This is a genomic window from Microbacterium sp. PA5, assembly GCF_049860775.1.
Lineage (GTDB): Bacteria > Actinomycetota > Actinomycetes > Actinomycetales > Microbacteriaceae > Microbacterium.
Genome location: NZ_CP187567.1, coordinates 2,109,388 through 2,134,180 on the forward strand (window position 1 = coordinate 2,109,388; position 24,793 = coordinate 2,134,180).

The following is a 24,793-nucleotide window of genomic DNA, read 5'->3' on the forward strand; positions in this document are numbered from 1 at the left end:
CAGGCCGGGATCGCCCGGCACCGGCGGGCGTGTCTCAGGTTCGACCTCAGGTTGAAGTCTCGGCCGGCGCGCGCGGCGCGATCGGTCAGTGCGCGATGCGGTCACGCGGCGGGATGGTGGCCGCGTCGGCGGGCGCGCGCCCGGTGAGCCAGCGGGTGAGCACACCCTCGGGCACGTCCTCGCGGACGAGGGCGAAGCAGTAGTGGTCGCGCCAGTCGCCGTCGATGTGGATGTACCGGCGCCGCAGGCCCTCGTAGCGGAAGCCGAGCTTCTCGACGACGCGCAGACTCGCCACGTTCTCGGGTCGGATGCAGATCTCCATGCGGTGCAGCCGCAGCTCATGGAAGCAGAGGTCGGTCGCGAGCGCCACGCTGGTGGGAGTGATGCCGCGACCGGCGAACCGCTCGCTCACCCAGTACCCGATGGTCGCCGACGAGAGCGAGCCTCGCGAGACGCCCCAGACGTTGAGCTGTCCCGCGATCTCGCCGTCGTACTCCATGACCAGCGGCACGCCGGCGCCGTCGCGGTACTGCTGCAGCAGTCGCCGCACGCCCAGCCGCATGTCGAAGGACACCGGACCGTCGGGGCTCGTCGCCTCCCAGGGCCGCAGCCACGAGCGGTTGGAGAGGAGCTCGGACTGCAGCACGCGCGCGTCGCGCTGACGCACGAGGCGGATCGAGATCGGGCCGTGTGCGCGCGGCATCGTCAGGTCCATCTCACCCCCCTCGCCTGGCGGCGTCAGAGATTGGCCGCGAACTCCTTCAGCCAGGGGCGCAGGTCGGGTCCGAGGTCCTCGCGGTCCGCGGCCAGCTGCACGATGGCCTTGATGTAGTCCAGCCTATCTCCGGTGTCGTACCGGCGACCACGGAAGACCACGCCCAGCACGCCCTCGGTCAGTGCGAGCTCCTGCAGCGCGTCGGTCAGCTGGATCTCGCCGCCCTTGCCCGGCTGGGTGCGATCGAGGATGTCGAACACGTTCGCGTTCAGCACGTATCGACCGATCACCGCGTAGTTGGAGGGCGCGTCCTCCTTCGGGGGCTTCTCGACGAGACCGGTCACCCGCACGATGTCGGGGTCGTCGGTGGCCTCGACGGCGGCCGCGCCGTACATGTGGATGTGGTCGGGGTCGACCTCCATCAGCGCGATGACGGTGAGGCCGGTGCGCTCGTTGGCCGCGATCATGGTCGTCAGGAGGGCGTCGCGCTCGTCGATGAGGTCGTCGCCGAGGAGCACGGCGAACGTCGAGTCGCCCACGTGCGCGCGGGCGCGCAGCACCGCGTGGCCGAGTCCGCGCGGCTCGCCCTGGCGGACGTAGTGGATGTCGGCCAGGTCGCTGGACTCCTTGACCCGCAGCAGCCGATGCAGGTCGCCCTTGTTGGTGAGGTTGGTCTCGAGCTCCGGAACGGCGTCGAAGTGATTCGAGATGTTGTTCTTGTTGCGGCCGAGGATGACCAGGATGTCGTCGATGCCGGCTCCCACCGCCTCCTCGACGACGTACTGGATGGCCGGCTTGTCGACGACCGGGAGCATCTCCTTGGGCATGGCCTTGGTGGCGGGGAGGAATCGGGTTCCGAGTCCGGCCGCAGGGATCACTGCCTTTATCCGAGAGGTCATGGGTCCCACCCTACTGACCGACCGGGACGCCTCGGTGCCGCCGGCCGCCGCGCGAAACCGAAGACCGGATCGTTCTCGGCGATCTCCCTCCCGCAGCCGCCTACAATCGGAGCATGACCGGGGCGACCGACAACGCGAAGCGCGCACTGCGCGCGGAGCTGCGCGAACGTCGGCAGCAGCGCTCCGAGGCGTCGCTCGAGGCGGACGCCCGCGGCGTGAAGGCCCAGCTCGATCGGCTCGTCGCCGACCATGCTGCCTCCTCGATCTCCTGCTTCCTGTCGGCGCCCACCGAGCCCGGCACCCACGACTTCATCGTCGACGCGGTCCGTCGCGGCATCCGCGTGCTCCTTCCGATCACGCGCTCGGACGGGCTGCTGGACTGGGCGGTCGCCGACGAGACCGGCGACATGGTCGAGGGGCTGTTCGGCACACCGGAGCCGGTCGGAGAAGTGCTGAGCCCGTCCGCCGTCGACGACGTCGATCTGCTGGTCATCCCGGCGGCCGCCGTCGACCGCACGGGGATGCGGCTGGGATGGGGCCGGGGCTACTTCGACAAGACCCTCGGCTCGATGGAGCACTGCCCGCCCGTCTACGCCGTCATCTTCGACTCCGAACTCGTCGACGAGGTCCCGAGCGAGCTGCACGATCAGCCCGTGACGGGCGTCGTCACCCCCACCCAGACCGTCGTCCTCGCGTCATCCCGACGCTGAGAGCGACGCCTTCCCTGCGAGGATCACATGCCCACCTACGCCTACGCCTGCAAGCAGTGCGGCCACCGTTTCGACATCGTCCAGTCCTTCTCGGACGCCGCGCTGACCGAGTGCCCCGAGTGCGGCGGCACGCTCCGCAAGCAGTTCGGCACGGTCGGGGTGACCTTCAACGGCTCGGGGTTCTACCGCACCGACTCGCGCGCCGGCGGTGGCGCGGGCGGCTCGACTGCGACATCATCGAAGTCCGAGGCGACGTCCTCGCCCGCAGCCGCGGGTTCGTGAGCCGGCCCCCCGGCGGAGACAGGAGCATCCGATGATCAAGGGCTTCAAAGACTTCATCATGCGCGGCAACGTCATCGACCTCGCCGTCGCCGTCGTGATCGGCGCGGCGTTCACCGCGATCGTCAACGCGTTCGTGACCGGACTCATCAACCCGCTCATCGGCGTGATCTTCCAGGTCGGCGACCTCAGCGGTTGGGTCTGGGAGGTGCCCACTCTGACCGGCGGCGTCTCCACCTTCGGCCTCGGCACGATCGTCGGAGCACTCATCAACTTCGTGGCGGTCGCCGCTATCGTCTACTTCGTCTTCGTCCTGCCGATGAACACGTTCAAAGAGCGCGCGGCGGCCAAGGCCGGTGTCGCGGAGCCCGAGGGCGAGAAGCTGCCGACCGAGCAGGAGCTCCTCGTGCAGATCCGCGACCTGCTGCAGAAGCAGGACACCCCGCCGCCGACGGCGCGCTGAGCGCTCGCCACGGCGCGCTGAGCGCTCGCCACGGCGCCGGCGCCGACGACTCGAACTCAGTAGTGCGGCGGGACGTCCCGGCGCAGGCGCTCGTCGTTCGGACCGGATGACGCGGTGTCCGCCGCCGGTGCGGTCTCGTCGACGACGGGCAGCTCCGGCGCGGCGTCGGTCCCGGGCGCGGGCGTCAGCTGCGCGCGGCGCGAGCCGGCGACCCGCACGATGCGCTGGCGTTCACTCCCCGACATCGAGGGGCTGGGTCTCCGTGTCGGCCGTGGGCGTCTCCGGCTCGACGCCGAGGATCGCGGCGATCCGCCCGGCGACGCCGGCGGGGTCGCTGTAGAGGTCGAACGCGTGCACCCGCACGTAGTGCCATCCCAGGCGGCGGAGGGTCTGCGGGCCGAGCCGCAGGGACTCGCGCAGCGACTCCCCCGTGGTCTCGGGGTCGCTGACGGCCACGACGGCCTTGCCGTGGTGCTGGGCGACGAGCGGGAGAAGGCCCCGGTAGTCGACGTCGACGGCGATGCCGAGGCGGCGCAGATGCTGGGCGAGGATGAGGGTGAGCGGGTCGGCGAGGTCCTCGAGCCGGGCCTCGCGGGCGCGGGCGGCGATGCCGTTCAGGATCGACATGAGGGTCGCGGCGCCCGACTCCAGGCGCCCCTCGTCGAAGGACGACGGGCGGATGGACGACACGATCACCATCGAGCGGCGGGCGCGGGTCATGCCGACGGTCAGCAGCCGCTCGCCGTCGGGGCCCGACAGCTCGCCGAAGTCGCTCAGCACGCGGCCGTGCTTTGTGAGGCCGAAGCCGAGGGAGAAGACGACGCGGTCGCGGCTCTCGGCCACCGACTCGTCCAGGCTCAGCACGGCGAAGGGCTCCGCGGTCTCGCGTCCGACGAAGTCGGCCACGTCGCTGCGGCCCGCGAACGCCGAGGCGACGGCCGCACGCACGCGCTCCGCGTGCCGCGGGGAGGCGGTGACGACCATCAGGGACTCCGACGGCCGGTTCACCGCGTGCTCGACCACGAGGGTGACGACGCGGGCCACCTCGGCGTCGGGGCTCTCGACGGCGCCGGTCTCGGGATCGGGGGTCCCCGTGCCGCCCTCGACGTAGTCGACGCTCAGGCTCCCGCGGCCGAGGTAGGAGCCGGCCCACGGCAGCGAGACGAGCTCTCCGCCGTAGAACGCGTCGTTGACGAGCTCGGCGAGGTCCTCGCCGCCGGCGCGATAGCTGCGCGTGAGCGTCTCGACGGGCACCAGCTCCGCCAGCCGCTCGAAGACACTCGTGTCGTCGAACGGGAGCTCGTCGCCGTCGAGGTCGTCGGAACGGCCGGCGGCGATCTGGAACGGCGTGGGCTTCTGGGTGACGGGGTCTCCGAAGAGCACCACCTGTCGCGCCCGGCGCAGGGCGGGGGCGACCTCGGCGAGGCAGACGGCCGCGGCGTCGGCGACGATCACGACGTCGAACTCGGGACGGTCGGGAATGGCCGGCACGTCGTAGGGCGAGGCGATCCAGACCGGCGCCAGCGTGCGCAGGAGCGTGGGGGCGGCGGCGACCAGCTCGGCGGCCGTCGCGGTGCCGGCCCGCAGCGCGGCCTTCAGCGCGGTGGCCTCCTGCGCCTCGTCGACGATGGCGATCTTCCAGCGCGTGGCGAGCTCGGCGGCCAGGAGCGGTCCGGCGAACGAGGCGTGGGCCTCGTCGACCAGCCGGAAGTCGCGCTCGAGGCGGTCCACCACCGAGGTGTTGGCGCCCAGGAGGGCGCGGTCCGAGCGCAGCATCGCTTCGAGCGCCGACTGCCACCAGGTGAACTCGAACTCGGCGGCGACGTCCTCCTCGGGGACGTGACGCACCGACAGCTCCGTCAGCAGCCCCTCGAGGCCGAGCTCGGCGAGCTGGTCGCGCAGCGTCGCGCGCTCCACGAGGTTGTCGAACACGTCCGACTCCGCCGCCAGGCCCGACAGCGTCCGCAGCAGCTGCGGGATCGGGAGCGAGGCGAGCGGCTCGGAGCGGCCGAGGGCGGCGTCGAGCGTCGCGAGATCGGCGTTGACGCGCTGCCAGGCGGTGGCGACGTCGTCCAGTCCGAGCGGGATCTCGGGCGTGACGCCCGCGTCGACCAGCCGCTGCCACTGCGTGCGCTGCTGCTGCACGCGCACGAGCGACTCGTGCATGTCGCCGATGTGCATGCCGGGCCGCACGTACTCGCGCGACAGGCGGCGCAGGCGCCGGCGGTTGGCGCTGGACATCGTCGGGGCGTCGCGCCGGTTGCCGTGCGCCTGGATCAGCTCGCCCAGCGGGCGCTCGAACACGGTGACGCTGAACCGGTCGAGCGACGCGCGGATCCCCTGCAGGAGCCGCACGTACGCGCCCATCTCGGCGATCGTGCCGAACGGGCGCATGCGCGTCTGGGCGATCAGCTCGTAGCCGCGCTCGAGGATGCCGGGGACATCGACGCGGTGCAGCCGCCCCGCCAGCGTGTGCGCGGAGCGGGCGGCCTCGGTCGTCGCGAACGACACCCCGTACCAGGGCGAGTCGTTCGGGCCGAAGCGGAACTCGCCCAGCCGGGCGGCGTCGGCGAGGGCGGCGGCGGCCTCGGCGCGGCGCGTCGACAGCCGCTGCAGCGTGGTCAGGTCGAAGCGGGTGGTCGCCGAGGGCTGCGGGGAGCGGGCCGCGATCACGGCGAGGGTGCGCAGCGCCTCGAGCGGGGACACCCCCAGGTTCGCGTGCCGCTGCGTGAGCGCCCCGCGGTAGTCCCGCAGCACCGTGCGCAGTCGCACGAGGGCATCGTCGACGTCGGCCATCTTGGGTGCGACCGCCTTCTCATTGCGGGCGATCGCGCGGATGAGGTCGCGGTGCAGATGGCGCGGGGTGACGGCCAGCCCCGGGAGCCCGATGCCGGCCAGCCGGTGGCGTACGCCGTCGAGGGTGGAGCGGCGGGTGCTCACCACGAGCACCCGCTTGCCCGCGCGGACCAGCTCGCCGACGGCGTTGATGACCGTCTGGGTGCCACCGGTGCCGGGGAGGGTGTGGACGGCGAGGGACTGGCCGGCGACGATCCGCGCGAGCACGGCCTCCTGCTCGGCGTCGGCGTCCAGCAGCAGGCGGTCCGACGCGGGCGACCGGTCGTCGGCGCCGACGAGCGGCGGCAGGGCGCGCACCAGCGACAGCGACTCCCGTTCGGCGTCGTGCCCGGCGAGGGCGTCGAGGACGGGGTGGTCCAGGCGCGCGGCATCGCGCTCGAGGTCGGACGCGACATCGGCGAACGTCGAGACGATGAGCCTCGGGAGCACCGTGAAGGTGGGGATGTGCGCGGTCAGCGCCCGGAGGTGGTCGATCACGGGCTGCGGCTTGAACACGCCGTCGTCGTGAGCGAGTGCGGCGAGCGCGCGGCCGTCGACGGCGATGCCGAAGTGCGTACGCGCCGCCGCGACCAGCTCGGGGTTGATGCCGAACTCGCCGTGGAGCTTGAGATCGAAGTCGGTGTGGTGGCGGCGGATCGCGAGCGGCCGCAGCAGCACCGGCGCGGTGTAGGCGACGCCTCCGATGCGCCACGACGCGATGCCGACCGCGAGGTGGACAGTGTCCAGTCCGCGCGCCGTGCGCAGCTCCACGTCCTTGGCGGCGATGCGCTCGGCGGCCAGCCGCGCCGTGCGCAGGGCCACCTCGTCGCGGAACAGGTTCGACAGCAGGGTGGAGCGGCCCGTGATGAACTGGGGCAGGCTCCCGGGGTGGGCCTTGGTGATGTCGATGCCCGCGTCGCCGTCGTCGCTGTAGTGGAGCAGGGTCGAGCGGCCCCCCAGCTGCGCGGCCTCCTCGCGGAGCCGGTTGCGAGCGGGGTCGGCGACGTGCGCCACCTCGACGCCGGGCTCCGCCACCTGGAGCGTCCCGGGGGTCGCGGAGGTCACCGTATCCTCGTGCTCGGTGTCTTCTGCACCTCGCACGGCGCCACCATCTCCTCGCCACACACGAGTCACCTTAGGCACCGCGCCCGGTCGTTCCCTGTATCCGCCGCCGAGTTTCGCGGGATCGACGGGCTCCGCCGGCCCCGCGGCTCCTCCCCACCCCGCCGCAGGCCGGTCGCGTCTCCCCAGACGGCGCCGGGATCCCGCCGCCCTGCCGGCGACCACCATCATGGAGCCATGACCTCCGCAGCGTTCCACGTGCATCCCACTCCTCTCGGACCGGTCCTCCTCGTCGTCACCGACCGGGGACTCGTGAGCCTCGACGTGCTCGACGGTCCGCACGACGATGCGCTCGAGCGCGTGAGCCTGGCCCTTCGGACGGTGCCCGAACAGGACGCGGCAGCCGCTGCGGAGATCGCGGCACAGCTCGACGCCTACTTCGCCGGCACCCGCACCCGCTTCGACCTGCCCCTGGACTGGCGGCTCGTCCAGGGATTCGTCCGCGACGCCCTCGAGGCCGTGTGCGAGATCCCCTACGGCGAGACCGCGTCCTACGGCGAGGTCGCGATCGCCGCGGGCTCCCCCGGCGCGCATCGGGCGGTGGGCTCGGCGTGCGCGCGCACGCCCGTCTCGATCATCGTGCCGGCGCACCGCGTCGTGCGCTCCGACGGATCGATCGGCGAGTACGGCGGCCGACCGGAGCACAAGCGCTTCCTCCTCGACCTGGAAAGCCGGGTGGCACGGGCACGGGCCGAGGAGGGGAACGCCGGCGCGTAGGCCGCCGGCACCGGGACGGCCCCGGCTCCGCGGTCATCCGCGAGGCCGGGGCCGTCCCATGGAGAGGGTCCGTCAGACCCGATCCGTCAGTGCGAGGTCGCCTTCTCGGCGCCGTGACCGGTCAGGGAGCGGACCTCCATCTCGGCCGCCTTCACCGGGTCCTCGCTGCGCCGCGAGGTGACCGATCCGAGCCAGCCCAGGAAGAAGCCGAGCGGGATCGAGACGATGCCCGGGTTGTTGAGCGGCCAGATGGCGGTGCCGACGTTCTTGAACACGCTGGTCTCCGTGCCCCAGAACACCGGCGAGAGCACGATGAGGATGATCGCGGCGGCGAGACCGCCGTACATGCTCCACACCGCGCCGCGCGTCGTGAACCGGCGCCAGAACAGCGAGTACAGGATGGTCGGGAGGTTGGCGGACGCGGCCACGGCGAACGCGAGCGCCACCAGGAACGCCACATTCTGCCCCTGCACGCCGATGCCGCCCAGGATGGCCAGCACGCCGATCACGATCACCGTGCGCCGGGCCACCTTGACCTCGCCGTCGGGCGGGACGTTCCCCTTCTTCACGACGTTGGCGTAGATGTCGTGCGCGAACGACGCCGCCGCCGTGATGGTGAGTCCCGCCACGACCGCGAGGATCGTCGCGAAGGCCACCGCGGAGATGAAGCCGAGGAGGATCGGGCCGCCGAGCTCGAGCGCCAGCAGCGGCGCCGCGGAGTTGACCCCGCCGGGGGCGGCGGCGATCCGCTCGGGACCGACGAGAGCGCCCGCGCCGTAGCCGAGCACCAGCGTCAGCAGGTAGAACAGGCCGATCAGCCAGATCGCCCAGACCACCGACCGCCGCGCCTCCTTGGCCGTCGGGACCGTGTAGAAGCGCATCAGCACGTGGGGAAGGCCCGCCGTGCCGAGCACCAGGGCGATCGCCAGCGAGATGAAGTCCCACGGGTTCTTGCCGTACTGCAGCCCCGGTCCGAGGATAGCCTCGCCCTGGGGAGACGCGGCGACGGCCGCCTCGAGCAGCGTGTTGAGGTTGAACCCGTTGATGGCGAGCACCCAGATGGTCATGACGATCGCGCCGCCGATGAGGAGGAACGCCTTCACGATCTGCACCCAGGTCGTGCCCTTCATGCCGCCGACCAGCACGTAGACGATCATGAGCAGGCCGACGACGGCCACGACGATCGACTGGCCCAGCTGCTCGGTGATACCCAGCAGCAGCGACACGAGACCGCCGGCACCGGCCATCTGCGCCAGCAGGTAGAAGAAGCAGACGGCCAGCGTGGTGATGGCCGCCGCCATGCGCACCGGAGCCTGCTTGAGCCGGAACGACAGCACGTCGGCCATCGTGAACTTCCCGGTGTTGCGCATGAGCTCGGCGACCAGCAGCAGGGCGACCAGCCACGCCACGAGGAAGCCGATCGAGTAGAGGAACCCGTCGTAGCCGTTGATGGCGATGGCTCCGCAGATGCCGAGGAACGACGCCGCGGACAGGTAGTCGCCCGCGATCGCGAACCCGTTCTGCGGGCCGGTAAACGAGCGCCCGGCGGCGTAGTAGTCGGCGGCCGTCTTGTTGTTGCGGCTCGCACGGATGACGATGAACAGCGTCACCGCCACGAACGCACCGAAGATCGAGATGTTCAGGATCGGATTGTTGTCGACCGTGGTCCCGGCGGCCTCGATCGCCGCCCCCACCTGCTCCCACCACGGTCCCTGCGCCTGCCGGGCGGTCATGCGCCGGCCTCCCGGCTCTCGAGGTCGGCACGGATCTCCGCCGACACGGGGTCGAGCCGGTGATTGGCGTACCAGACGTACCACATCGTGATGCCGAAGGTGGTGACGAACTGACCGAGACCCATGAGCAGGCCGATCGTGATGTCACCCGTGACCCGCGTCGACATGAACTCCGTCGCGAACGACGACAGGAGCACGTAGGCGAAGTACCAGACGAGGAAGACGATCGTCAGCGGCCAGACGAAGCTGCGGTGCCGCTTCTTGAGCTCTCGGAAGGTCGGGGAGTCCTCGACGGCGACGTAGTCGATCGTCCCTGCCGGTGTGGGGGGCGGTGATGCGGATGGTGCGGACATGCGATGGCTCCTATCCTTCTGAGCCGTCGTCATCGACGGCTGCTGCGCCGGTCTCCGGTGACCGCCGCGGTGGTATCGTCGACCCTACGAAAACGGATGACGCAGCCGTCACCCCCGGAAGTAGGTACACCGCGATGGCACTGTCCGGCCTCGCCTCCGACGCCGACCTGATGGCGCATGCCATCGGCGACCTCGCCACCCGCACCGGCCTTCCCGTCGCCTTCGGCGGCTACGAGCGCGAGGAGGCCGTCGAGGTCACCTCCGTCGTCGGCAACCGCACCGCGCACCTGGCGGGCCTCGTCGTGCGGGCCAGCCGCGGGCTCGGCGGGCGCGCGATGGTCGAGAAGCGCCCGCGCCTGGCGCTGGACTACAAGACGTCGCGCCACATCACGCACGACTACGACCGGGTGATCCTCGGCGAGGGGATCTCGACGCTGTTCGCGGTGCCGGTGCTCGTCTCGGGCGTGACACGGGGCATCCTCTACTGCGGCTCGTGGAACCAGCTGCCGTTCGGCGAGAACGTGGCCCGCAACGCGGTGGCCGTCGCCAACGACCTCGCCACCGAGCTGCGCGTCCGCGAAGAGGTGCAGCGCCGGCTGTCTCAGCTCCCGCAGCCCGAGTCGGCTCCGCTGATCGCCCCCGCGGCGCGGGAGCAGCTGCGCGAGTCCTACGCCGAGCTGCGCTCGATCGCCGCGGAGATCACCGACGCGGGGCTGCGCGAGCGCATCGCGGGCCTGGAGAGCCGACTGGCCGCCCTGTCCCGCGAGGACGCCGACCCGCACGACCACCTGGACGTGCGGCTGTCGCCCCGCGAGACCGACGTGCTGGCGTGCGCGGCGCTGGGTGCCACCAACAGCGAGATCGCGGCCACGCTGCAGCTGCGCGAGGGGACGGTCAAGTCCTACCTGCAGTCGGCGATGTCCAAGCTCGACGCCTCCACCCGTCATGCGGCGGTCGCCAAGGCGCGGCGCGCCGGCATCCTGCCCTGAGCGGCCACGACGGACCGACCGGCCACGACGGACGCCCGCGGCATCGCCTCGACTCCCGAGGTGTCGCGCACCGGCGGCGCTGACTAGGCTCGGTCCATGGCTCGCAGAATCGTGCATCAGCTCGTCGACGATCTCGACGGCACCGTCCTGGAGGTCGGCGCCGGGGAGACGGTGCTCTTCTCGCTCGACGGCGTCGCGTACGAGATCGACCTCACCGATGAGAACGCGGCCGCGCTGCGCGACGCGTTCGCGCCCTACATCGCGGCGGCGCGATCGGTCTCCGCTCGCACGGGGGCATCGCGCGCGAGCACCGGCACCCGCTCCGCGGCCGCGCGCGGCGGCACCCGCACCCAGCGCCGCGCAGGCCAGCGCGACTACGGCCCGGTGCGGGAGTGGGCGGCGAAGAACGGATACACGCTCTCCGAGCGCGGGCGTGTGCCGGCCGCCGTGCTCGAGGCGTTCGACGCCGCGCACTGACCGCACGCCTGTCAAGGCCCTCGGCGTCGTGACACGCGCGCCGTAGCGTCGGCGCATGACAGCGCTCACCGCCCTCGCCCTGAACTGCACCCTCAAGCCGTCGCCCGCCGATTCGAGCACCGATCTGCTGCTCTCCCAGGTGATGACCGAGCTCGGCACCCACGACGTCACCGGGACGACGGTGCGGGTGGTGGACTTCGACGTGCGGCCCGGCGTCGAGACGGACATGGGCGACGGAGACGAGTGGCCGAAGATCCGCGAGCTCGTCCTGGCCGCGGACATCGTCGTGATCGGCACGCCGATCTGGATGGGCCACATGTCGAGCATCGCCCAGCGGGTGCTCGAGCGGCTGGACGCCGAGCTCTCCGAGACCGACGAGCAGGGTCGCCCCATCCTCTTCGACAAGGTCGCCGCCGTGGCCGTGGTCGGCAACGAGGACGGCGCGCACCACGCCACCGCGGAGCTCTATCAGGGGCTCGTCGACGTCGGCTTCACGGTCGCAGCCCAGGCCGCGACGTACTGGAACGGCGAGGCGATGCAGACGGTCGACTATCGCGAGCTCGACGAGACGCCCGAGGCCGTGGCCAATGCGACGGAGATCCTCGCGCGGACGAGCGCGCACCTGGCGCGCGCGCTCCGCGCGCAGCCGTACCCGGCCGCCGACTGAGGCGGCTCGCCTCAGCTCTCGGTGCCCGGGTCGGGGGCGTTGGCGACGAACACATGGACCTCGTCGCCGACGACCGCGAACCGCACCGCCGTGACGTCGCCGAGCGCGGCCCGCGCGGTGGCGGACAGGTCGCTGTCGACGGTCGACACGTCGATCACCGCTTCGAAGCCCGGCGCCGAGCACGCGCCGCGCGTGCCGCGCGAGTCGAACTCGTCATTCCTGTCGGGCTGCAGCTCGACGAGGATGCACCGGCCCTGCTCGTAGTCCAGTGCGCCGGTCGACACGTGCATCCCCAGGAAGTCCTCGTAGCGCTGCGCCTCCGACTCGGGACTGAAGAAGACGGTGTTGGGCGGCGCATCGATGGGATGCAGGATCGCGTAGGGCTGCTCCGGGAGCGCCGCGACCCAGAGCGTGATCGGGACGGTCACCGCGACGACGCCCACCGCGGTGAGCGCGCAGGCGGCGACGACGGTGCGCCAGGCACGCCGCCGCGGCGGCGGCGCGGTCGTGCCGTCGCTCCCGTCCGAGGGCAGCGCCTCGCCGGGCGCTGCGGCGGGCGCGTCGGCCGGAGACCCCGCCGCGGCGCTCGTGCGCGGCGCGTCGGGAGTCGTGGCGGCGGTCGTCGGCTCGGGCGCGGGGACTCCCGGCGGCGGATCGAGCACCCGACCTCTGACGCGCACGCGCTCCTCCAGCGCACGCAGGCGCGTCACGGCGTGGTGGTCCGCGGTGATGTCGGCGTCCGGCCCGTAGGCGCGACGCCGGAGCGCGGTGAGCTCGTCGTCGAGACTGTCCCCCATGGCTCCACTCTGCCACGGCGCCCACCCGCGGTCACCGGGGTCGTCGCGATCCCGCGCGGCCCGCGCCGACGCCGCGCGCCGCTCCCCCACCGCGTTTCGCATTTCGGCTCAGCGCGCTTCGGCTGCGGGCCTCGCGGCTCCATAATGAAAGGGGTGCCGCATGGGCACCCGTCGAGTCGAGTGAGGTGGCATGCCGTACCGCGATCAGGCGACGGTCGAGGGCTGGGTGGACGAGTTCCGCCAGCAGGAGAACCTCGAGACCGCCGTGTCCGTCCTCGAGAAGGACTTCACCGCCGGTCCCGACTCCGGACTGGTCGTGGTCTCTCTGCGAACCGCCTCCACCGTCACCTACATCCAGCCCGTGGTGCGCGACGGCGTTCCCACGTGGGTGGTGACCTTCGAGCCGCGCCACGATGGCTTCGATCTCGACAGCGACGGTGTCGCCGCCCTGTCGCACGACCTCGGCACGCTCGCCCGGCTCTGCGAGTTCCTCCAGCGGAAGACCGACGAGATCCTCGCGTCCCGCTGAGGGGTCCGACCGCCCGAGCGGTCAGAGGTAGGGAGCGACCGCTCCCGCGGTGAGTGCCAGTCCTCCCGCGACGACACCGCTGACGACGGCGGCACGACGGAGCGTGCGGGTGACCCGGCGCGTCCGCGCGTCGGGCGGAGGCGTCGTCGGCACCGACAGGACGGCGCGCTGGGCCTCCTTCAGGGTGTCGTAGCGGCCCACGGGCGTCGAACGCCCGTCGAACGCGAGGAAGGAGCCGTCGCGCCACTGCTCGACGTAGCCGAGGAACTCGCCGGCGCGGGAGGCGACGTGGAAGCCGGACTCCACGTGCGCCCACGTGGCGCGGGCGGGGACGAGTTCGAGGACCGGGGCGCTCATGCCACCCGCCTCAGGTCCGCGACCGGCTGCGACGCGGTCGCCTCGGCGGCCAGGTCGACGAAGACGCCCGCCGAGGACGTGGCGGCCTGGGCCATCTCCTCGAGGTAGCGGCGGTCGATGGGCTCGGTGCGGCCGAGCTCGAAGCGCAGCGGGATCGCCGCCTGCAGCCAGATCGTGGTGCGGGCTTCGGAGTCCTCCGCCTTGTTCCACGAGACCGTGAAGCTCTCGGAGCGGCGCAGCTTGGTGGCCGCGACGACCTTGAGGTGCGCGAGCACGCGGTCCGGGATCTCGATCGGCTCGGTGCTGTTGCCGTAGTAGAGGTAACCCATCGTGTGACTCCCTTTCAAGCGAACTAACTTGCCTGAAAGGTTACTCACAAAAAAAGTAGTTAGTCAAGCAAGATACTTCACGGCCTGTATTGTGTATCTTCGAGAGGTATCGGACATCGGAGGTGACCATGACTGACATCGAGCTCGACGAGAGCGTCGGCGCCGTGCTCGCCGCCTACCATCGCTTCCGCGACGCCGACTCCGCCATGGCGCTGCGCATCCGCTCGGAGACGGGGATGAGCGACAACGAGATCGCGATCATCCGCTACCTGCTCCGTGAGCGCTCGGACGAGCACGAGGTGATGCCCAGTCAGATCTCACGCCATCTCGGCATCAGCTCGGCGTCGACCACGGCGCTCATCGACCGCCTGGAACGTGCCGGCATGGTCGAGCGCGTCAGTCACCCGACCGACCGGCGAAGCATCCTCGTCGCAGCCACCGACCTGGCCGCCGAGCGGATCGCAAGCACCCACGACGCCTTCGAACAGCGCCTCCTCGACCTCACGTCGAACCTCGGCGACGTCGAGCGGCACGATGTCATCGCCTATCTGACGGCGCTGGCCGAGGCCGCCGACGCCACGGCCACCGGTCCGCGCCGCTGACGACGCGGCGGTCGGCTGACGCCGGTCAGGCGTCGATCTCGTCGACGGCCTCGCGCAGCGCGTCGAGGAACCGGACGATCGTCTCGCGGTCCTCCGCACTGATCGAGCGCACGACGTCCATCATGCGACCGTGCATCGAGGACAGGGTGTGACGGATCTCCTCCTCGGCGAGTTCGCTCGAGGTGATGATGACGCTCCGCCGGTCATCGGGATTGGGCATGCGGGTGATGTGGCCGCTCTTGGCGAGCCGGTCCAGCAGCGCCGTGGTCGACGCGGACGTGATGCCGAGGTAACGGCTGAGGCTCACCGGCGTCACGGGCTCGTCGCGCCGCCGCGCGCGCGCCAGGTAGCGCAGGACCAGCAGCTCGTTCTCGCCCATGTCCATCGCCTGCTGCGTGCGCCGGCGCATCGCCACCTCGGCGGCGCGATAGGAGCGCATCGCCTCCAGCACCGCCGTGCTGCGCGCGCCGTCCGCCTCGTCGTACCAATACGACGCGGTGCTCTCTGTCCCCCCGGTCACGATCATCCATTCTCCCCCATGGACAGCGGGAGGGCGGGATTGCCGCGAAGGCAGACCCCGCCCGCACCCACCTCAGGCCACGTCGCCCCGCCACGAGCCGGTCTCGCCGCCGCGGGACTCGATGAACGACTTGAACTCCCCGAGCTCCTTCTTGACGGCGTGGTCGTCCATGCCGAGCACGGCGCCGAGCTTCTCGCGCAGGCCCTCCGGGTTCCAGTCGAGCTGCACCGTGACGCGCGTGGTCGTGTCGCTGAGCCGGTGGAAGGTGACCACGCCCGCGTGGTCGACCTCGCCGTCGACGCTGTTCCAGGCGACGCGCTCGTCGGGGTGCTGCTCGGTGATCTTGGTGAGGAACTCCCGCTGGACGCCGCCGATGGTGACGACCCAGCGGTTGGTGACGTCGTCGATCTGGGTGACCGTGTCGACGAAGCTCAGGAACTGCGGGAACTCCTCGAGCTGCGTCCACTGGTTGTATGCCGTCGTGACGGGAACCTCGACGTCGATGCTCTGGGTGATGTTCGCCATGCGGATGACTCCTCTCGTGCCGCCGGCCGGTCGACCGACGGGATAACGAGTCTTCGGGAACGGCCGGATTCGCGAATCCCCATTGACATCGGCGAACGCTTGTGTCGAGGAGGCGAGCGGCGGCGCCGGTACGGCGATCACAGCCGTCGATCCGATGTCAACCCCCTACCCGCATCTTTACGACCGGCTTTATTTTCGATGCAATGGATACGTGTGTGTGTAGGTGGCTGTAGGTGGCGGAACGATGGCGACTTCGCACAGCGGGACCGGATGCCGTGGAGGAGACCTGGCAGACGGTCGTGCCGTCGTCGCGGCTGCATCGCGTCGATCCGCAGCGCTTCGCATTCGACTGGACGTCGTCGACGCTCGAGGGGATGACGGTCGTCGCCTACGACCTGGAGGCGTCGGTGCGCGCGGCCGTCGACGCGGTCGACCAGGTGATGGTGTGCCGGGTCCTGACCGCTGACGGCGGCGCGTGGGACGAGCACGGCCCGCTGGACACCCGCCATCCGTGGGTGAGCGCGGGACGTCCGATCCGCGCGCGCTGGGACGGCCGCGCCCGCGTGCACGCGCTGGTCTTCGACCGGCGCCTGGTCGAGCTGTCGGCCCGTCGCATCAGCGGCGACGACTCGCTGTGGCTGGGTCCGTGGGATGCGCGCCCGGTGAGCGACGCCGCCGCGCGCCACTGGCAGCGCACGTACCGCTACATCGCCGAGATGCTCCTCGCCGACGACGAGGGTCCCGGGAGCCTCGCCGAGGCGGAGCTGCGGCGCCACGCGGTCCACGCGACGCTGACCACCTACTCCCCCGCCTTCCTGGAGCGCTCGGCGCGGTCCGCGCAGCGTCGCGCGGCCCCCGCCACGGTGCGCCGGGCGATGGCCTTCATCGAGGAGCACGCGCACGAGCCCATCACCGTGGACGACGTCGCCCTCGCCGCCGGGATCTCCACGCGAGGCCTGCAGTACGCCTTCCGGCGCGCGGTGGACACGACGCCCACGGAGTGGCTGCGCCGTGCCCGCCTGTCGGGGGCGCACCGGAGCCTCTCGGACCCCGAGGGCGGAACCGTCGCCGAGATCGCCCGTCGCTGGGGCTTCGAGCACCCCTCGCGCTTCGCCGCCCACTACCGCGCGGCATACGGCGTGAACCCCGCGCAGACGCTGCGCGCGCACCGATGAGCCGCCCGGTTCGCCGGGGGGACCTCCCCTTCGCTGCACGGACATCGGTGGAGCGGGGGGTCGAAGCGCGGTCATCGTGGTCTGGGAGCGGACATATGGGCAGACTGGTATACGACGGCGCCGTGCGCTTCGTCATCGACGACCGCACACTCGCGCATCTCCAGGTGGTGATCGGCGACAAGCTGCGGCGACGGGAGCCGTTCACCTTCACCTGGGCCAATCCGCTCGACGACGGCGGCGGGCGCACGTCCGTGTGGATGTCGCCCGCATCGAGCCTGGCGTTCACCTTCGACCGTCACCGCCCGCAGCGCCTCAACCGCGCGTGGCTCGATGCGCTGTCGGCCGCCACGCATTCGCCGGCGGGCCTCTCGGCGATCCCCGAGCCGGAGCCGGAGGACGACCGCCCATGAGCGTGGATCCGGTCGAGGCGACGGTCGAGCAGATCGCCCGCCGCGTGCAGGACCTCGGCGCCACCGTCGGCGCCGTCGAATCCCTGACCAGCGGTGCGGTCGCCAGCGCGCTCGGCCGCGGCAGCGACGCCGCCGGGTGGTTCCGCGGCGCCGTCGTCGCCTACCAGATGTCCACGAAGGAAGCGGTGCTGGGCGTGGCACCGGGCACCGACCCGGCCACGCCGGACTGCGCCGCGCAGCTCGCCACGGGGGGACGGACCCTCCTCGGCGTCGACGTCTGCGTCTCGGTCACCGGCGTCGGGGGACCCGACCCCGAAGGCAGCCACCCCGCGGGCGAGGTGCACCTCGGGATCGCCACCGCGGCCGGCGTCGAGACCGCCTCACACCGCTTCGACGGCGATCCGGCCGACGTGGTCGAGCAGAGCGTGAGGGCCGCCGTCGAGGCGATCCGCAGCGCGCTCGACGGGTCGGCCACCGGCGCGACCGAGCGCCCCGCGGACGGCATCCGCATCGAGCCGATGCGCGTGGCCGACGCGGGCGAGGTGCTCACCGTGCAGCGCGCCGCCTTCGTCAGCGAGGCGCAGATCTACGGCGCCGCCGACACGGCGCCCCTGACCCAGACCCTCGAGCAGCTGGAAGCGGACATCTCCGGCGGTCAGGGGTGGGTCGCACGCCGGCACGGCCGGCTCGTGGGTGCGCTCAGCTGCCGGGAGGCGGACGACGTGCTGCTGATCGGCCGGATCGCCATCGCGCCGGACATGCAGGGCGAGGGAATCGGCCGCCGCCTGCTCGCACGGGCCGAAGCAGCCAGCACGGCCGCCGAGGCGGAGCTGTTCACCGGGAGCCTCAGCGAGGCGAACCTGCGCCTGTACCGCAGCTGCGGCTACGTCGAGACGGAGCGGATCGACCAGGGCGACGGCACGGCGCAGGTGTTCCTACGCAAGCAGCTGCGCTGACCTGCGAGTACCCGGCGCGCGCTCACCACGCGCCGGGTGCCACGCCCTCGCGGAGGAAGCGCCCGACGATGCCGTACAGCCTGTCGGTCTCGTGCGGGATCAGCGTCTCGAAGAACGCGAACGCGTGGATCATCCCCGGCGCGACGACCAGGCTCACGGGCGCACCGGCCGCCCGGGCCCGCGCGACGTACTCCTCGGCCTCCGAGCGCAGCGGGTCGTATTCGGCCGCGATCACGAGCGTCTCGGGCATGTCGGCCGCGTACGGCCCGGACAGCGGCGACGCGGCGCGCCTGTCGGCGTCCGCCGGGAAGTAGTGGTCGAAGTACCACGCGACCCGCTCCGCCGTCAGCAGGTGACCCGTCCCGAGCTCGCGCAGGCTCGCGCCGCTCATCGTGTAGTCCAGGCTGGGGTAGAGCAGCACCTGGCGCCGGATGGGCGAGATCCACTCGCCCGCGGCGACGCGCATCGCGATCGATGCCACCTTGGCGGCGCCGCCGGAATCGGCCATCGCGTGCACGTGCCCGGTCGTCGGGATCCCGTCGATTCCTTCCGGGAGCGCGCGCAGCACCGCGTAGACGTCGGTCAGCCCCGCCGGGAACGGCGCCTCGGGTGCTCGCCGGTAGTCCACCGACACGACCACCATCCCGGTCGCGGCCGCGGTCCGCCGCGCGGAGAAGTCGTACACGTCGAGGTCGCCGGCGAGATGGCCGCCGCCGTGGACGAACAGGACGACGTCGCGCTCCTCGTCGGGCACGGGTACGTAGCGTCGCACGGGCACCCCGGCGATGACCGCGTCATCCACCCGTGCCACGTCGACCGGGGCCGCCGCGAACCCGGCGAGCGCGGCCAGCGCGGCGCGCGCCGATTCCGGGGTCGCCACGACGCCCGCGCGGGCTGCCTCCTCGGCACGCGGGTTGAGCTCATCGAGATGGGCGCGCAGAGTCGGGTGGAGGGGCATGCCTGGATGCTAGCGCCGACGCGGCCCTCCCCCTCCGCCCGGCTCGGCCGAACCGCTCCGTCAGGGCTGGAGGACGACCTTGATGCAGCCGTCGGCCTTCTTCTGGAAGAGGTCGTAGTGCGCCGCGGCGTCCGCGAGATGCGGGCGATGGGTGACGAGGTCCTCGGTGCCGAGCGGATCGTCGTCCGCCTCGACGAGCGGCATCAGCATGTCGGTCCAGCGCTTCACGTTGCACTGCCCCATCCGCAGGGTCACCTGCTTGTCGAACAGGGTCTTCATGGGCATCGGGTCGGCCTCGCCCGCGTACACGCCGCTGATGGAGACCGTTCCGCCGCGTCGCACCATGTCGATCGCGCTCATGAGCGCCGCCGTCCGGTCGAGACCCGCCGTCTCCATGAGAGGCTGCGCGATCGCGCCGGGGAGCGATCCGATCGCATGGTGGGCGGCTGCGACCACGGGGTTGCCGTGCGCCTCCATCCCGACGGCGTCGACCACCGCATCGGCGCCGCGGCCGGCGGTCGCGTCACGGATCGCATCCACGGCGTGCTCATCGCCGACCGACCGGATCCCGTGACGCTCCGCGAGGGCGCGCCGCTCGGGCACCGGGTCGACGCCGATCACGTCGTAGCCGTGGTGACGGCCGATGCGGGCGGCGAACTGCCCCACCGGTCCCAGCCCGACCACGGCGAGAGTCCCGCCCTCGGGCACGTGCGCGTAGTTCACGCCCTGCCAGGCCGTCGGAAGGATGTCGCTCAGGAACAGGTAGCGGTCGTCGGGGAGATCGTCGCCGACCGGGATGGTGTTGTAGTCGGCGAGGGGCACGCGCAGGTACTCTGCCTGGCCGCCCGGGACCTGCCCGTACAGCTTCGTGAACCCGAACAGCGATGCGCCCGAGCCGTACTCGGTCACCTGCGTCGTCTCGCACTGGGACTGGAGTCCCCGCTCGCACATGAAGCACTCGCCGCAGGCGATGTTGAACGGGATGACGACGCGCTGCCCCACCCGGAGGGTGTGCACGTCGCTGCCGACCTCCTCGACGACGCCCATCGTCTCGTGCCCGAGGATGTCGCCCCGGTCCAGGTAGGCGCCGAACAGCTCGTACAGGTGGAGGTCGGATCCGCAGATCGCGGTGGAGGTGACGCGGATGATCGCATCGGTGGTCTTCTGGAGGCGCGCATCGGGGACCTCGAGCACCTCGACCTTGCGGCGCCCCTGCCAGGTCAGGGCCTTCATGCGCTGCCCACGGGGGGAATGCCGGCGGCGGGATCGGACGCGTCGCCCGGAAGCTCGGTCCGCAGGTCCTGCGGCGTCGCCTCCGCCTCGGAGTCGTCGCCGGGTCGCTCGTCGCCGAGGTCCTCGGGGGCGAGGTCGCCCTGACCGTCCTCGCCCAGTTCGGCGTCGACGGGATCGGCGCCCTGCGTCTCGGGCTGGAAGGCGTCGTCGGGGAGGTCGGCGGAGGGGATGTCCGCACTGCCGGCGGGGAGATCGGAGTCGGTGGTCATGCGGCCCACCCTCCTCGGCGCCGGTGCGCGCGGCGAGGGGGTTGCCCCGCGGCGGCGCACGGGCTACGGGACCGCGCCGCCGGACGGCCGTCCGCGGGAGCGTATCCCTCAGTCCGCGCGCACCACCTCGGCGAAGACCGGCCGGTGGTCGGTGGACGCTCCCGGCACCTCCAGGGTCGCCGCGTAGGACGCGCGCCGGTCCGGAGCGACCATGATGTGGTCGATCGCCCCTCCCCACCGGGGGGACACCGACGTCGGCCACGACGGCGCCAGGCCCTCGACCGTCGCGCACCCCCCGAGGCGCCCGCCCGGCATGTTCCGGACGCTCGCGTTGAAGTCGCCGAGCGCGATGACGTCGTCGGCCGCGCACTGCTCGGCCACCCAGTCGAGGCCGTCGGTCCACATCCGGCTGCCCCAGCTGAGCGAGATCCGCATCACGTGGACGGCGACGATGCGCGGCAGGGCGGCATCGGGGTCGTCGGGAGCGAGCACGATGCCGGTTCCGCCGTCGTCGGCGTCGACGACGCGGTACGGGCCGAGGCGATCGGCGACGAGGACGACGATCGCGATCCCGGGCTGTCCGAGCAGCTGGTAGCCGTCGGGAACGCCGCCGGCGGTGGCCTGCTCCATCGTGAGCTCGGGGAACACGGCGACGTCGGCGGCCGTGTCGCGCACCAGCCGGGCGCGTGCGGCCGCGTCGACGTCTCCGTGCCGCACGTTCCATGCGAGCACGCGGATCGCGTCTTTGCCGGCCGCGACCGGGAGCTGTGCGACCGTGCGGGTCGGCGCGACGATCACGACGTGCACCACGAGCGCGACGGCGAGCACCGTCACGAGCGCGCCGCCCCCGATCAGGAAGGTCCGCCGCCGGATCCCGGCCGCCCAGGCGAACAGGAGGGTCGCGAGCGCCAGCGCCGTGAGCACCGCGAGCACCACCCGAGGAAGCGCGAGCGCACCCGCGAACAGGCCCCATCGCGACCCGACGCCCAGCACGAGGCCGCCGAGGTAGGCGATCGAAGCGACCCCGACCAGCGCCAGCGCGACGGCGAACACGCCGCCGAGCAGGGTGCGCAGCCGCGCAGCGGATGTGGTCATGGGCGCCGTCCCTTCGGGAGGAAGGTGCCCCGTCGCACGAGCAGGAATGCCCGGAGCGTATCGCACGGGCCCGAGGTCGTGCGAGCACGGACCGGGACGCGGCGCGGTCAGCCGATCTCCTCCAGCGTGAGGTCCAGCATGCGCACCACGTACGACGCCTCCTCGCTCGTGAGGGTGAGCGGCGGCTTGATCTTGAGGACGTTCTGGCGCTCCGACGTGGGCTGCACGATGACGCCGCGCTCCCGCATGCGCTCGCACACCGCGGCCGTCTGCCACACCGCGGGGGTCAGCGCCTCGTGGTCGGTGACGAGCTCGACCCCCTGATAGAGCCCGGTGCCGTGGAGCGCGCCGATGAGCGGATGACGGTCGGCGAGCGCCTCCAGGTCGCGCCGCAGCTGGTCGCCGACGACGCGGGCGTTGTCGACCAGCGCTTCGTCCTCGAGCACGTCCAGCACGGCGAGCGCGGCCGCGCACGAGGCCGGAGCGCCGCCGGCGGAGGAGAAGAACTGCCCCTCGCGCCCGAGCGCGTCGGCGATCTCGCGACGGGTGATCACGGCGCCGACGGGGTAGGCGTTGCCGAGGGCCTTGGCCGTCACGACGATGTCGGGCACGGCGCCCTGATCGAGGAAGCCCCAGAAGGATCGCCCGAGTCGGCCGAGCCCCACCTGCACTTCGTCGGCGATCGCGAGCCCGCCGATCTCCCGCACCGCCTCGTAGGCCCCGGCGACGTAGCCCGCGGGCGGGATCACTCCCCCGCCGTTGCCGTGGACCGGTTCGGCGATGTACGCGGCGGGCGGGCGGCCCGCGTCCACGAGCCCCTGCAGCTGCGCGCGGAGGTCGCGGAGGTACGCCTCCCCGGCGGCGGGCCCGCGATGCACCCCGCGGAGGGGGTGGGGGGCGTCGGCGATGTGCACCCAGTCGGGGCGGGAGTCCAGCGCGTGCGGGTTGTCGAAGGCCGAGGTCGACACCGCGTCCGCCGCGTAGGTCCAGCCGTGATAGCCCTCCCGCACCGCGACGACGTCGCGTCGTCCGGTGGCGATCATGGCGAGCCGCAGCGCGAGGTCGACCGCCTCGGTGCCGCTGTTGACGAGCAGGACGGTGTCGAAGTCGCCAGACGGGATGGTCGCCAGCAGACGCTCGCTGAGCTGCGCGATCTGCGGATACAGGAACCGCGAGTTGGTGTTGAGAGTGTCCAGCTGCCGCGCCACGGCGGCCGTGAGCCGGGGATGGGCGTGGCCGATGCTCGACACGTTGTTGACCATGTCGAGGTGGGGACGTCCGGTCGAGTCGATCAGGTGGCTGCGCCAGCCGCGGACCATGAGGGGCGGCTGCGCGTAGTAGTGCTCCTGGGCGGCGGCGAACACGCGCGCCTTCCGCTCCCCCTCGGCGCGCGCGGTCGGCGACGGTGTCAGGGCGGGAAGGCCGAGAAGCGCCGCGGGGTCGTGGGTGAGGCGCCGCCAGCCGGTGGCCCACGGCTCGGCAGCCCACTCCGGCGGCTGGGGCGCGGCCGCCGGGCTCCACACGACACGCAAGCGCCCGGCGGTGCGCCCGAGCGCCTCGCCGGCGGAGACCCGGCCGGCGGAGACGCCGGGGGCGACGCCGTGCACCCGCACCGCCGTGCCCGCGAACCTCAGCACGAGAGCGTCGGGCGCGACCTCGGTGACCTCTGAGTCACTGGGAGCGCGGACGATCGTGCCGGGCGGCAGATCGACGGCCACACCCAGCGGCACATTCGACGGCGGCGCGTCGCCGAGCGGCTGCGCCCGGGTCAGGTCGGGTCTGCCGTGCGGCAGCGCGACTGCGCCGGAAGGGCTGCGATGCGCGGCGATCAGGCGCTCTCTGGCCCCGTCTCCGTCCCGCCAGACGCCGCCCGCCATGAGCGGGCTCTCGGGCGCGAGGTCGATCATGACGGCCGCGGCATCGATCATCGGCGTGAACGGCCCGGCCGGCGGCGGTGCGGCGTCGTGGCCCAGCAGACCCGCGATCGTCGCGGCGGCCAGGTCGATGTCGACCGACACCGCGGTCTCGAACACGCCGAGCTCCTCGGCGAGCCGCTCCTGCACGTAGTCGTTGTCGGCGTCGAGGGCGCCCTGATGCATGCCGCTGACCACGAGCACGCACCCGCGCAGCACGACCAGCGGCCACAGCGCCGCGACCTCGTCCGGTGTCAGCGGCACGATCTCGGCGTACGCCTGGACGGCGCTCAGGGCGAGCGCGGCGTCGCCGTCCGCACGGGTGAGCAGCCCCGACGCCGTGACCGCGATCTCGGCCACCCGCCAGCCGAGCGCGAGGTCGCCGAAATCGATCACCGCGAGCCGGTCGTCGGCGGTGCGCACCACGTTGTCGGGCGTCAGGTCGCCGTGGATCGGGGCGACCGGCAGGCCGCTCGCGACCGCCTGCACGCGCTCCCACGCCGTCTCGGCCGCGCGGCGCAGGCGTTCCGCCAGCGCCGTGTCGGTCACGGACGGCAGCAGCTCGTCGATGACGGCGCGACTGCGGCGCATGTCCCACTGGAGGTGCCGGTCGAGGCCCGGATGGGCGAAGTCGACGAGCGCCGCATCGAGACGCGCGCCGAGGGCGCCGAGGCGCCGCGCATCGTGGTGGCCGAGCCGCACCGCGTCGGCCAGGGGGGCGCCCTCGACGAAGGTGAGCAGCCGTGCGCGGTACGCGGCGGCAGGGGTGTCGAGCGGCTGGAGCATCGCACCGTCGACCCCCGGCACCGGCTCGGGGGCGAGCACACCGTGCGCGGCGAGGTGCTGGAGCCCGCGGGTCTGCGCCTCGATCTCCTCGGCCCGGAAGACGGGGTTGTCGACCTTGAGCAGGTGGCGCCGACCGTCCGCACCCGCGAGCAGGAAGTTGCGGTCCTGGTTGCTGCCGAGCTCCGAGACCGAGGCGTCGAGGCCGAACCGCTCCCGCGCGAACACGGGGATGCCGTCGGCGCCGACGTCGGGGCGGCTCATCCCGTACGACGAGGGGCTGTCGGACACGCGGGGACCTCTCTTTCGCAGGCAGCCGGCTGCGCGCCGCCCGCCGGGTGGGGCGTGCGGCCGTGCTGACGTCGATCATGGCACGGCGCGCG

Annotated in this window: 28 protein-coding genes; 12 read left to right on the forward strand and 16 right to left on the reverse strand. The window is 72.3% G+C overall.

Annotation, left to right across the window (positions count from 1 at the left end; translation table 11 throughout):
- Positions 1–85: 85 nt before the first annotated feature.
- Positions 86–715 (reverse strand): GNAT family N-acetyltransferase, encoded by a 630-nt coding sequence (locus ACPWUT_RS09955; RefSeq protein WP_284527732.1) that lies wholly within the window; start codon positions 713–715, stop codon positions 86–88.
- A 23-nt stretch (positions 716–738) separates the two neighbouring features.
- Positions 739–1,614, reverse strand: coding sequence for a UTP--glucose-1-phosphate uridylyltransferase GalU (gene galU / locus ACPWUT_RS09960; protein ID WP_284527733.1), 876 nt, complete (start codon positions 1,612–1,614; stop codon positions 739–741).
- 113 nt (positions 1,615–1,727) lie between these two features.
- Between galU and ACPWUT_RS09965 the strand changes: the two genes are divergently transcribed.
- Genes ACPWUT_RS09965 through mscL form a run of 3 tightly spaced genes read left to right on the forward strand, consistent with a single transcriptional unit; the run spans position 1,728 to position 3,066 of the window.
- Positions 1,728–2,324, forward strand: a complete 597-nt coding sequence (locus tag ACPWUT_RS09965) for a 5-formyltetrahydrofolate cyclo-ligase (RefSeq protein WP_425837124.1) — start codon at positions 1,728–1,730, stop codon at positions 2,322–2,324.
- A gap of 27 nt (positions 2,325–2,351) precedes the next feature.
- On the forward strand, positions 2,352–2,606 hold the full coding sequence (locus tag ACPWUT_RS09970; RefSeq protein ID WP_425837127.1) for an FmdB family zinc ribbon protein: 255 nt from the start codon (positions 2,352–2,354) through the stop codon (positions 2,604–2,606).
- 31 nt (positions 2,607–2,637) lie between these two features.
- The gene (gene mscL / locus ACPWUT_RS09975) at positions 2,638–3,066 is read left to right on the forward strand and encodes a large conductance mechanosensitive channel protein MscL (RefSeq protein ID WP_425837130.1); all 429 of its coding nucleotides are present in this window, start codon (positions 2,638–2,640) and stop codon (positions 3,064–3,066) included.
- 56 nt (positions 3,067–3,122) lie between these two features.
- Here the strand turns inward: mscL and ACPWUT_RS09980 are convergent, their stop codons facing one another.
- Entirely contained in the window at positions 3,123–3,311 is a 189-nt protein-coding gene (locus ACPWUT_RS09980; protein ID WP_284527737.1) for a hypothetical protein, read from the reverse strand.
- Complete coding sequence (locus ACPWUT_RS09985; RefSeq protein ID WP_425837135.1) at positions 3,298–6,966, reverse strand: AAA family ATPase; 3,669 nt, start codon at positions 6,964–6,966, stop codon at positions 3,298–3,300. The genes ACPWUT_RS09980 and ACPWUT_RS09985 overlap by 14 nt, the downstream gene beginning before the upstream one ends.
- A 234-nt stretch (positions 6,967–7,200) precedes the next feature.
- On the opposite strand from ACPWUT_RS09985, the gene ACPWUT_RS09990 reads away from it, so the two are divergent.
- Positions 7,201–7,740 carry a methylated-DNA--[protein]-cysteine S-methyltransferase gene (locus ACPWUT_RS09990; protein WP_425837138.1) on the forward strand — a complete coding sequence of 180 codons (540 nt, stop codon included), beginning with the start codon at positions 7,201–7,203 and terminating at the stop codon, positions 7,738–7,740.
- Between the two features lie 86 nt (positions 7,741–7,826).
- On the opposite strand, the gene ACPWUT_RS09995 is transcribed toward ACPWUT_RS09990, so the two are convergent.
- Both ACPWUT_RS09995 and ACPWUT_RS10000 read right to left on the reverse strand, forming a co-directional pair.
- Entirely contained in the window at positions 7,827–9,473 is a 1,647-nt protein-coding gene (locus ACPWUT_RS09995) for a solute symporter family protein (protein WP_284527740.1), read from the reverse strand.
- Complete coding sequence (locus tag ACPWUT_RS10000) at positions 9,470–9,826, reverse strand: DUF485 domain-containing protein (protein WP_284527741.1); 357 nt, start codon at positions 9,824–9,826, stop codon at positions 9,470–9,472. Before ACPWUT_RS10000 ends, ACPWUT_RS09995 begins: the two co-directional genes overlap by 4 nt.
- 134 nt (positions 9,827–9,960) lie before the next feature.
- On the opposite strand from ACPWUT_RS10000, the gene ACPWUT_RS10005 reads away from it, so the two are divergent.
- From ACPWUT_RS10005 to ACPWUT_RS10015, 3 genes are all read left to right on the forward strand, one after another.
- Positions 9,961–10,815: a LuxR C-terminal-related transcriptional regulator gene (locus ACPWUT_RS10005; RefSeq protein WP_284527742.1), complete on the forward strand. Its 855-nt coding sequence runs from the start codon at positions 9,961–9,963 to the stop codon at positions 10,813–10,815.
- A 96-nt stretch (positions 10,816–10,911) separates the two neighbouring features.
- Positions 10,912–11,292, forward strand: a complete 381-nt coding sequence (locus tag ACPWUT_RS10010) for a histone-like nucleoid-structuring protein Lsr2 (RefSeq protein ID WP_425837142.1) — start codon at positions 10,912–10,914, stop codon at positions 11,290–11,292.
- 55 nt (positions 11,293–11,347) lie between these two features.
- Positions 11,348–11,959: a flavodoxin family protein gene (locus ACPWUT_RS10015; protein ID WP_284527744.1), complete on the forward strand. Its 612-nt coding sequence runs from the start codon at positions 11,348–11,350 to the stop codon at positions 11,957–11,959.
- A gap of 11 nt (positions 11,960–11,970) precedes the next feature.
- Here the strand turns inward: ACPWUT_RS10015 and ACPWUT_RS10020 are convergent, their stop codons facing one another.
- Entirely contained in the window at positions 11,971–12,756 is a 786-nt protein-coding gene (locus ACPWUT_RS10020) for a hypothetical protein (RefSeq protein WP_284527745.1), read from the reverse strand.
- Positions 12,757–12,946: 190 nt separating this feature from the next.
- Between ACPWUT_RS10020 and ACPWUT_RS10025 the strand changes: the two genes are divergently transcribed.
- Positions 12,947–13,285, forward strand: a complete 339-nt coding sequence (locus ACPWUT_RS10025; RefSeq protein ID WP_425837147.1) for a protein-L-isoaspartate carboxylmethyltransferase — start codon at positions 12,947–12,949, stop codon at positions 13,283–13,285.
- Between the two features lie 21 nt (positions 13,286–13,306).
- Here ACPWUT_RS10025 and ACPWUT_RS10030 read toward each other — a convergent pair whose 3' ends face one another.
- Positions 13,307–13,642, reverse strand: a complete 336-nt coding sequence (locus ACPWUT_RS10030; RefSeq protein ID WP_425837150.1) for a peptide ABC transporter permease — start codon at positions 13,640–13,642, stop codon at positions 13,307–13,309.
- Positions 13,639–13,971 carry a hypothetical protein gene (locus ACPWUT_RS10035; protein WP_284527748.1) on the reverse strand — a complete coding sequence of 111 codons (333 nt, stop codon included), beginning with the start codon at positions 13,969–13,971 and terminating at the stop codon, positions 13,639–13,641. Before ACPWUT_RS10035 ends, ACPWUT_RS10030 begins: the two co-directional genes overlap by 4 nt.
- A 128-nt stretch (positions 13,972–14,099) precedes the next feature.
- On the opposite strand from ACPWUT_RS10035, the gene ACPWUT_RS10040 reads away from it, so the two are divergent.
- Entirely contained in the window at positions 14,100–14,573 is a 474-nt protein-coding gene (locus tag ACPWUT_RS10040; protein ID WP_425837153.1) for a MarR family transcriptional regulator, read from the forward strand.
- A 25-nt stretch (positions 14,574–14,598) separates the two neighbouring features.
- Here ACPWUT_RS10040 and ACPWUT_RS10045 read toward each other — a convergent pair whose 3' ends face one another.
- On the reverse strand, positions 14,599–15,093 hold the full coding sequence (locus ACPWUT_RS10045; RefSeq protein WP_284527750.1) for a MarR family winged helix-turn-helix transcriptional regulator: 495 nt from the start codon (positions 15,091–15,093) through the stop codon (positions 14,599–14,601).
- 72 nt (positions 15,094–15,165) lie between these two features.
- On the reverse strand, positions 15,166–15,618 hold the full coding sequence (locus tag ACPWUT_RS10050) for an SRPBCC family protein (RefSeq protein ID WP_425837156.1): 453 nt from the start codon (positions 15,616–15,618) through the stop codon (positions 15,166–15,168).
- 233 nt (positions 15,619–15,851) lie between these two features.
- On the opposite strand from ACPWUT_RS10050, the gene ACPWUT_RS10055 reads away from it, so the two are divergent.
- From ACPWUT_RS10055 to ACPWUT_RS10065, 3 genes are all read left to right on the forward strand, one after another.
- On the forward strand, positions 15,852–16,793 hold the full coding sequence (locus ACPWUT_RS10055; protein WP_425837159.1) for a helix-turn-helix transcriptional regulator: 942 nt from the start codon (positions 15,852–15,854) through the stop codon (positions 16,791–16,793).
- Positions 16,794–16,888: 95 nt separating this feature from the next.
- Positions 16,889–17,203 (forward strand): ATP-dependent DNA ligase, encoded by a 315-nt coding sequence (locus ACPWUT_RS10060; protein WP_284527753.1) that lies wholly within the window; start codon positions 16,889–16,891, stop codon positions 17,201–17,203.
- Positions 17,200–18,159: a nicotinamide-nucleotide amidohydrolase family protein gene (locus ACPWUT_RS10065; protein ID WP_425837162.1), complete on the forward strand. Its 960-nt coding sequence runs from the start codon at positions 17,200–17,202 to the stop codon at positions 18,157–18,159. Before ACPWUT_RS10060 ends, ACPWUT_RS10065 begins: the two co-directional genes overlap by 4 nt.
- Before the next feature lie 22 nt (positions 18,160–18,181).
- Here ACPWUT_RS10065 and ACPWUT_RS10070 read toward each other — a convergent pair whose 3' ends face one another.
- The 5 genes from ACPWUT_RS10070 to ACPWUT_RS10090 all read right to left on the reverse strand — a co-directional run bounded on the left by ACPWUT_RS10070 (position 18,182) and on the right by ACPWUT_RS10090 (position 24,701).
- Positions 18,182–19,117: an alpha/beta hydrolase gene (locus tag ACPWUT_RS10070; RefSeq protein WP_425837165.1), complete on the reverse strand. Its 936-nt coding sequence runs from the start codon at positions 19,115–19,117 to the stop codon at positions 18,182–18,184.
- 60 nt (positions 19,118–19,177) lie between these two features.
- Positions 19,178–20,350, reverse strand: a complete 1,173-nt coding sequence (locus ACPWUT_RS10075) for an alcohol dehydrogenase catalytic domain-containing protein (protein ID WP_425837168.1) — start codon at positions 20,348–20,350, stop codon at positions 19,178–19,180.
- Positions 20,347–20,619 carry a hypothetical protein gene (locus ACPWUT_RS10080; protein WP_425837170.1) on the reverse strand — a complete coding sequence of 91 codons (273 nt, stop codon included), beginning with the start codon at positions 20,617–20,619 and terminating at the stop codon, positions 20,347–20,349. The genes ACPWUT_RS10075 and ACPWUT_RS10080 overlap by 4 nt, the downstream gene beginning before the upstream one ends.
- Before the next feature lie 108 nt (positions 20,620–20,727).
- Positions 20,728–21,714, reverse strand: coding sequence for an endonuclease/exonuclease/phosphatase family protein (locus tag ACPWUT_RS10085; RefSeq protein WP_425837173.1), 987 nt, complete (start codon positions 21,712–21,714; stop codon positions 20,728–20,730).
- A 107-nt stretch (positions 21,715–21,821) separates the two neighbouring features.
- Positions 21,822–24,701 (reverse strand): aminotransferase, encoded by a 2,880-nt coding sequence (locus ACPWUT_RS10090; protein ID WP_425837176.1) that lies wholly within the window; start codon positions 24,699–24,701, stop codon positions 21,822–21,824.
- Positions 24,702–24,793: the final 92 nt, after the last annotated feature.